This window comes from Paenibacillus sp. P4_A7 (assembly GCF_056402455.1).
In genome coordinates, this window is the sequence record NZ_JBFUHJ010000262.1 from 1 (window position 1) to 7602 (window position 7602).

The window sequence follows — 7602 nt, forward strand, 5'->3', positions numbered from 1 at the left end:
GGCCTATACACTTCAATGCCGCCCATATCGGTTAATAGCTTCAGGGGTGGAGCTATCAGCCCCGCTTTCTTTGCTTCCGCATAACTAACTATACCCTGCTCAATTAACGTGTCAGCAAGTAATTTACCACTGTCTTTCGTTGCTGTCTTGAGTATTTGGTAAGTAAGAAGAGCAACATGTCCTCTGGTAAATTTCTTTGTCTTAAGCTCATTCAATTGAGACTTGCYTATAGCATTCAGTGCTAGAAGCTTGTCCAACGGCGTATTACTCGGGAAGTCTCCTAACTCTTCCCGATAACCCATTCCACGCAATAGCATCGTTGCATATTGTGAAGCGCTTACATAACTATAAGCACCGTATTCTGTAGTAGATAGTCCCGTGCCTAATCTGTTCGTATATATATAGGAAACTGCCGGGTAGGCCCATACAGGCACATCTAAAAAAGGTAATGACTCACTCATTAAAATAGCTTCATCCTCTTTGCCTAACACTCGAACTATAAGGACAGCCGCTTCCGCGCGAGTAAGTTGACGGTCCAGCTCAAACCCCGAAGCGGTGCCTTTAAATAAATCTAATTGCTTTAACCACTCGGCTTCGGATGAATAAATACTGCTCGCATGGACGATGCCGCCCTTCCAGATGCCTAATAGAATAAATGAAATCACTACCATACTCACTAAAACGGAACGATTCCGCATGAATACTCCCCTTAAAAATAGAATGTAATGTAGTATTTCCTTTGTCATAAATAGCCAATCTTTTTATGGCTGATCACTCAATTATATCCATTTATAGCTGATGAGTCTCTATTTTTTTGAAATGGCGCGCTCATATGTCTAACCAGTGACTATTGTATTACAGAAAAGAGACGATTTTTTGACGTAATTGTTAACCCCGCAGTTATTCCGATGAGTATCTGCTATGGTAGTCGTAAGCAGTAATTTCGAGGAGTTGAACCAAAATGAAACCGTATATTCGTATACTGACACCAGCACTCATTATGCTAATGGCTGTCTTGCTTTCAGGCTGCGGCGAGCAGTACATTGTGCTCGATCCGAAGGGACCAATTGGCGAGTCCCAGAAAGATTTGATTTACATTGCAACCATTCTTTGCTCCGTTATTATCGTTCCTGTAATCATCCTTGCCGGATTCATCGTATGGCGTTATCGCGATAGACCAGGCAGCAAAGCTTCTTATAAACCCAATTGGGAGCATAATACGAAGCTAGAAATTATTTGGTGGGGTATACCAATCGTAATCATCCTTATACTTGCCGCAATTACGGTGAAGTACACGTATGAACTTGAGCCTTCCAAGCCAATTGCTTCTGAGAAAGAAGCGATTACGATACAAGTTACATCACTCGACTGGAAGTGGTTGTTTACTTACCCGGATGAGGGTATAGCCACTGTTAATTACATTAAAATACCTGAGGATGTGCCTATTCGCTTCCAGCTTACATCGGATACGTCAATGAACTCCTTCTGGGTACCGCAGCTTGGCGGACAAATTTATACCATGTCAGGTATGGCAATGACTTTATTCCTGCAAGCTGACGAACCAGGTATCTACTATGGTTCCGGTGCTAACTTTACTGGTAAAGATTTTGCACAAATGACTTTTGATGTGGAGGCCACTTCCGAAGACGAGTATAAATCTTGGATTGAAGAAGTGAAGGCTGGTTCACCAGCGCTTTCAATGAAAGGCTACGAAGAACTATCGGTACCAGGTCGTTCTGGTGAGCAGTTCTTCTCCGCATTCCCTAAAGGTCTGTTCGAGCATGTGGTTACTCAATACGTTATGGGTGAAAATCCGCATTCGCAGCATCAAGCTACTAAGGAATTAGAACCTACTGCTAAGAAGGATGCTGCTGCTGGTAAGGAAGACACATCTAAAGAAAGTCCAAGTACGGGCAATGACAACAATTCCCAAGCGCATGCAGGACATTAAGTTAAAACATGCACATGCCCTTGAAAGCATGTGCTTCACAACGCAAAAGCATAAACTTATGCTTACGAAGTAGTTTTGCTTCACAAAACTTAAGCTTATGCTTACGAGGTAGTTTTGCTTCACAAAACTTAAGCTTACGCTTACGAAGTAGTTTTGCTTCACAAAACTTTAAGGAGGTCCCTTATGTTAGACAAAATAAAAGATTTTGMGTCCGAGTTTTTCGTGACTGGCGATCCGATGATTTTAGGGGCTCAAGTCTCCATCGGCTTATCCATGGTTGCCATTGTATTCGTCCTAACCTTCTTCAAAAAGTGGCGCTGGCTTTGGACGGAATGGCTAACAAGCGTCGATCACAAGAAAATCGGTATCATGTATATTATCRCATCCATTCTGATGCTCTTCCGCGGCGGTGTTGATGCGCTGCTTATGAGAACCCAGCTTGCATTGCCAGAGACCGAATTTCTAAACCCAGAGCATTATAATCAAATATTCACAACGCACGGCGTTATTATGATTTTGTTTATGGCTATGCCGCTCATGTTTGGTTTGTTCAACGTCATTGTACCGCTTCAAATCGGAGCACGTGACGTAGCGTTTCCATTCCTTAACTCACTCAGCTTCTGGATGTTCTTCTTTGGTGCGATGCTATTCAACGTATCGTTCATAATCGGTGGATCACCGGACGCAGGTTGGCTGGCCTATCCGCCTCTCTCAGAGCTCTCAGGCAGTCCGGGCTTAGGTCAGGACTTCTATATATGGGGTATACAAATATCCGGTATAGGTAGTTTGGCAACGGGTATTAACTTCGTTGTCACGATTTTAAAAATGCGTGCTCCTGGCATGAAGCTTATGAAAATGCCGATGTTTTCATGGTCGGTGCTATCGTCTTCCATTACGATCATTCTTGCATTCCCAATTTTGACCGTAACTTTATTCCTACTGTTTATTGACCGCTACCTTGGAGCCCATTTCTTCACCCTTGATGGCGGAGGAAATCCGATGATGTATATCAACCTCATTTGGATGTGGGGACATCCCGAGGTCTATATTGTTGTCTTGCCAGCATTCGGTATATTCTCAGAGATTGTATCAACCTTCTCGAAGAAGAAACTGTTTGGCTATAATTCAATGGTGTTCGCACTATTATCAATTAGCTTCTTCTCCTTCTTCACATGGGCGCATCACTTCTTCACGATGGGCTCTGGAGCTAACGTCAACGCGTTCTTCGCACTGACGACCATGGTTATTGCGATACCGACCGGGGTTAAAATATTTAACTGGATGTTTACCATGTTCCGTGGACGGCTTACGTTCCCAACACCTATGATGTGGACAATTGCTTTCATACCATGCTTCGTCATAGGCGGAATGACCGGGGTACTGCTGTCAGTTGCACCGGCTGACTTCCAGTTCCACAACAGTTATTTCTTAGTCGCGCACTTCCATCAAGTTCTTATCGGCGGTGTCGTGTTCGGATACTTCGCAGGCCTGTACTACTGGTGGCCTAAATTGTTCGGGTTCACGCTCCACGAGGGGCTCGGCAAATGGGCATTCTGGTTCTGGAATATCGGCTTCTACGTATGTTTCATGCCGCAATACGCGCTTGGACTTATGGGGATGACACGTCGTTTCAACGAATACAACTTCGATATGGGCTGGCAGCCGCTTAACGTGGTATCAACTGTCGGGGCATTCCTGATGGGAATCGCGTTTATTTTCCAAGTGTGGCAAATCGCTCATAGCATTCGTTTCTATAAGAAAACAACATCTGGCGATACATGGAACGGTCGTACGCTTGAATGGTCCATTCCATCACCTGCACCACTGTATAACTTTGCTCGTTTGCCGAAGGTTGACAGTCGTGATTCATGGTGGGAAGAGAAACAAAGACGTGCGAATGGCGAGCCTGTAGAACCTGAGGAACCGCTAGAGCCTATCCATATGCCGAAAAACTCTGCTATTCCTTTCATCATGTCGATTTGTTGGTTTACGCTTGGCTTCGGCTTAGTATGGGATTGGCTATGGATGGCTATTCCTGGCTTCATTGGCATTATTGCTTGTATGCTGGCTCGTTCATTCAGCTATGATACGGATTATTATATTTCAGTTGAAGAAATCGAGCGGACTGAAGCTGCGTTAAGGGGGTCGAAATAATGGCACAAACAGTAACTCATTCAAAACCGCATGGTGATAATCATCATGCGGAGCATCATGATCATGAAGAAATAAAAACATTTGGATTCTGGCTGTTCCTAATCTCTGACGTTATTTTGTTCGGTACCTTGTTCGCAACCTATGTTGTGCTTCGTAATAACACGAACGGCGGACCAACTGCCGAAGAATTATTTTCAATGCCAGGCATTATCGTCTCGACATTCATTCTGCTTGCGAGCAGCTACACGAGCGGTATAGCCGTTCTACAAATGAACCGCGGCAATAAAAAGGGTCTGATCGGCTGGTTGGCTATTACCGCCCTGCTCGGTGCTGCTTTTATCGGACTTGAATTAAGTGAGTTTATCCATTTAGTAGGTGAAGGTGCTAAAATATCGACTAACGCATTCCTATCTGCCTTTTACGTACTCGTTGGAACGCACGGCTTGCACGTAACAGTAGGTCTGGTCTGGATGATAGGACTCATGCTGCAGCTAAGTCGCCGTGGTATTACTTCTGTAACAAAACGTAAAGTTACGATTATTAGCTTGTACTGGCACTTCTTGGACGTTATCTGGATTTTCGTATTTACGATCGTTTATTTGATGGGGGTGATGTAGGATGTCTAAGCATACGACACATTCCACTGCCGCTCATTCGAACGGATCACATGGCGAGGGACATGGAGGTCATAATGGCTCGATAAAAAGCTATACAATCGGTTTTCTACTCTCGATCGTATTAACGATCATCCCACTCGTTGTGGTAATGAATGATCTCTTCAACAAAACAGCAGCTACGATCATCATAATCGTGATGGCTCTCTTGCAATTTATCGTCCAGCTGGTATTCTTTATGCATATCAAAGACGAGAAGAATCCTCGCTATAACTTGATTGCGCTAGTCTTCGGCCTCGCTATCATGGTCATTATCGTAGGCGGATCGATGTGGATTATGACATACAATGCCGTTGCTCAATAATAACGAGACAATAATTAAACATTAAACCAAAAAAAGCAGCTTGGGCCGTTAGCCCTGAGCTGCTTTTTTATATAATCACATTATATCGTATGACTTATGACTAATTTCTGTTTTGCTCGATTTTCACACCCTTGGGTACAATCAATGTTAATTGCGGACTGATTGTATCAGACACGAACCCGCCGTCTTTATGCTCAATCGCTGCAATCCTAACGTATAATGTGTTACCTACAGTATTCATCCTCATGATATTGTCATCGAGCCGTTCAGCCTTGTCGACCGACCAATAGCGCACCTGCCCGATCAATTGAAGCTCACGTGTTTCCGTCTCACTGAAATCTACACTGCTCATTGCATTCACGACAATTTTGTCCACGTTCGCAGGTATTTGCACCTTCTCTGTCTCGACAAATGCCGAACGCTGTATCATTTGTAATTCACGCTTTAATTCATCAAATAGTCCAGTCGACATAAGCAGTGCAAGTCCAAGACTTGCTGTTCCAACTACTCCTACAAAAAATACACTAATCCAGTCGTAGCGCACAATGGCGCGATCAMTGCCCGAAAATTTCAAGTAAAGAAGCAGCTCAGCACCTAATATTATAAATACAATTGGCGCTACCCACATAAGCATTTCATAAGACTCGATGTCCTGCCAAATCGAAACGGCTAATGCCGTTCCCATTAATATAAGGGTCACGCCCATTGACAGTGAGCCTACTCGCCATGTTCGGATTCCTTCCGAGCGGTTGGGGCTATCAACAGCTTGTGCAGCATTCATTTTGTTTCCTCCTTTTTCGTAAACACAGAAGATGACGATGCAGGTTTTATGGCCTGCTTAGCTCCGGGTGTCATCCTACTGCCAAAGGTCAGACGCAGACCAACGATAATGAGGACAAACGAAATCACTATGGTTGGGATCATGAATATGGCTCCCATATACATATCGTAGATTTGTCTCGATAAATTAGTTCTAACCAAATCCGCAACGACGCGATTCAGTAAATAATAAACACCGCATCCAAGCAAGGCGATACCGAACCACTTTTGATAAGGAACGAATTGATTCAAGATTGGCTCATCACTAAGCTCTTGACGCTCATAACGCGACGTTTGCTGCAAAGCATCGAAGAACGCAAAGCACCAGAAAAGAGGCAGCAAGAAGAAGAACAAAGACAGACGTAAATTATCCATAATATAAATGGCTAACAGGAAACCACCCATTAACTGCATGCCTCTCTTTTGCATGCCTAAGTAAAGATGTCCTGCTCCTGGAAATATCGCTAAGGCGATTGCAAGCACCTTATTTTTGCGGCCTGTAGCAACATGTGACTCTAAGTCCTCAAATATCGCACGATCGATTAATTGCTCACCGCGCTGCTTAGCTTGCAGCTGCTGCATCGCGTCGAACATGCTGTATATCCATATAACAGGCAGCGCCAGCAAGAAGATAAGCAATACACCCGTACCTGTTATTACGCTTAAAAAGATAATAATCGCTAACAAACCAACAAAAGAAATTAGAAACGTAATGCCCCTCTGCATAAGACCGATACTCATATGACCAAGGCCTGGGAAAAAGGATAGCATGATTACACGTGTTTTCTCCTGCTGCTCGTCATAGGAAAGCGGTACAGAGCCTGCTATAGACTCAGAATCACCTCCGAAGGATTGTTTTACATGATGGACTCCAAGTGCTTTACCCGAGATGAGTAAAAAGATCATATCCAGCATGTTGATAACTGCGCTCAGCATGGCCACAAACATTAGGAAAATCATAAACCCATCATCTATACCTGAATTAATAAATCCTATTAATAGTAGTAAACCTAAAGGGCCGAAGAAAGACCCTCCATACAAAACCGCCCTGACGGGACGACCTAGATAGGCATGCCCTACACCTGGTAAAAACGAGAGCAAAAAAGCGGTTAACGCACTTTTGTTCATCCTAAATTCATTCCTCTCTTTGTGCTAGTTGAGCTCTATTTAAAACGTATAGCTTCCAGGCCATCGAGCCATGAGCTTGTTTGATTGACCATTTTGTCCGACCACGATTCCTTCTGTCCTTTATCTAAGTTTGGATTAGCAGATGGATGCTTCTGCTGCTCTATCATGTTACTATCGAACTCGGCGATTTTCTGCGAGAAAGTTGCAAAGGTTCCGCTTCCGAGCAGCAGCAGTGTAATAGACGCAGCAATCGTATAATGCGTAACCGGATGCTGCAGCCAAGAGCTTCGGCGATAGGGCTTCTCTTGAACAGTATTCGTCGTTAGCGTAAAATTTTCAGAATGATTGTCCTGCATCTCGCTTTCACTATGCAGGGCTTCCGCCCTGCGAAAGCTAAGAAATTCACCGTCAGCACGATCGAAGATGGTGTTGCGGTAATCGGGGAGATTCAAGTACTCTCCACAGGTCAAGTGTTGTTCATGAGAGGCGGCAGCGACTATTTGTCGCTGAACGGAATCAGCTTCCTTGCCGAGTAATATGTAGATATAACACAGCCCTTCAGGCATTTGCCT

The 7602-nt window shown here is 44.1% G+C and carries 6 protein-coding genes and 2 pseudogenes; 4 read left to right on the forward strand and 4 right to left on the reverse strand.

What is annotated here, in order from left to right; translation table 11 throughout:
• Nucleotides 1-698: pseudogene (locus tag AC1DWN_RS22940) on the reverse strand (hypothetical protein); the annotation flags it as partial.
• 263 nt (nucleotides 699-961) lie between these two features.
• On the opposite strand from AC1DWN_RS22940, the gene cyoA reads away from it, so the two are divergent.
• The 4 genes from cyoA (at nucleotide 962) to cyoD (ending at nucleotide 5083) form a co-directional block, all read left to right on the forward strand.
• Entirely contained in the window at nucleotides 962-1951 is a 990-nt protein-coding gene (cyoA, locus tag AC1DWN_RS22945; protein ID WP_477561219.1) for a ubiquinol oxidase subunit II, read from the forward strand.
• Between the two features lie 183 nt (nucleotides 1952-2134).
• Complete coding sequence (locus tag AC1DWN_RS22950; protein ID WP_477561220.1) at nucleotides 2135-4105, forward strand: cbb3-type cytochrome c oxidase subunit I; 1971 nt, start codon at nucleotides 2135-2137, stop codon at nucleotides 4103-4105.
• On the forward strand, nucleotides 4105-4722 hold the full coding sequence (gene cyoC / locus AC1DWN_RS22955) for a cytochrome o ubiquinol oxidase subunit III (protein WP_477561221.1): 618 nt from the start codon (nucleotides 4105-4107) through the stop codon (nucleotides 4720-4722). The genes AC1DWN_RS22950 and cyoC overlap by 1 nt, the downstream gene beginning before the upstream one ends.
• Nucleotide 4723: 1 nt before the next feature.
• Nucleotides 4724-5083 carry a cytochrome o ubiquinol oxidase subunit IV gene (gene cyoD / locus AC1DWN_RS22960; protein ID WP_477561222.1) on the forward strand — a complete coding sequence of 120 codons (360 nt, stop codon included), beginning with the start codon at nucleotides 4724-4726 and terminating at the stop codon, nucleotides 5081-5083.
• Nucleotides 5084-5183: 100 nt separating this feature from the next.
• On the opposite strand, the gene AC1DWN_RS22965 is transcribed toward cyoD, so the two are convergent.
• The 3 genes and pseudogenes from AC1DWN_RS22965 to AC1DWN_RS22975 form a co-directional block, all read right to left on the reverse strand.
• A complete protein-coding gene (locus AC1DWN_RS22965) occupies nucleotides 5184-5864 on the reverse strand; it encodes a hypothetical protein (RefSeq protein ID WP_477561223.1) in 681 nt (226 codons plus the stop codon).
• Nucleotides 5861-7030 carry a hypothetical protein gene (locus tag AC1DWN_RS22970; protein ID WP_477561224.1) on the reverse strand — a complete coding sequence of 390 codons (1170 nt, stop codon included), beginning with the start codon at nucleotides 7028-7030 and terminating at the stop codon, nucleotides 5861-5863. The genes AC1DWN_RS22965 and AC1DWN_RS22970 overlap by 4 nt, the downstream gene beginning before the upstream one ends.
• Before the next feature lie 35 nt (nucleotides 7031-7065).
• Nucleotides 7066-7602, reverse strand: a pseudogene (locus AC1DWN_RS22975) (hypothetical protein); the annotation flags it as partial.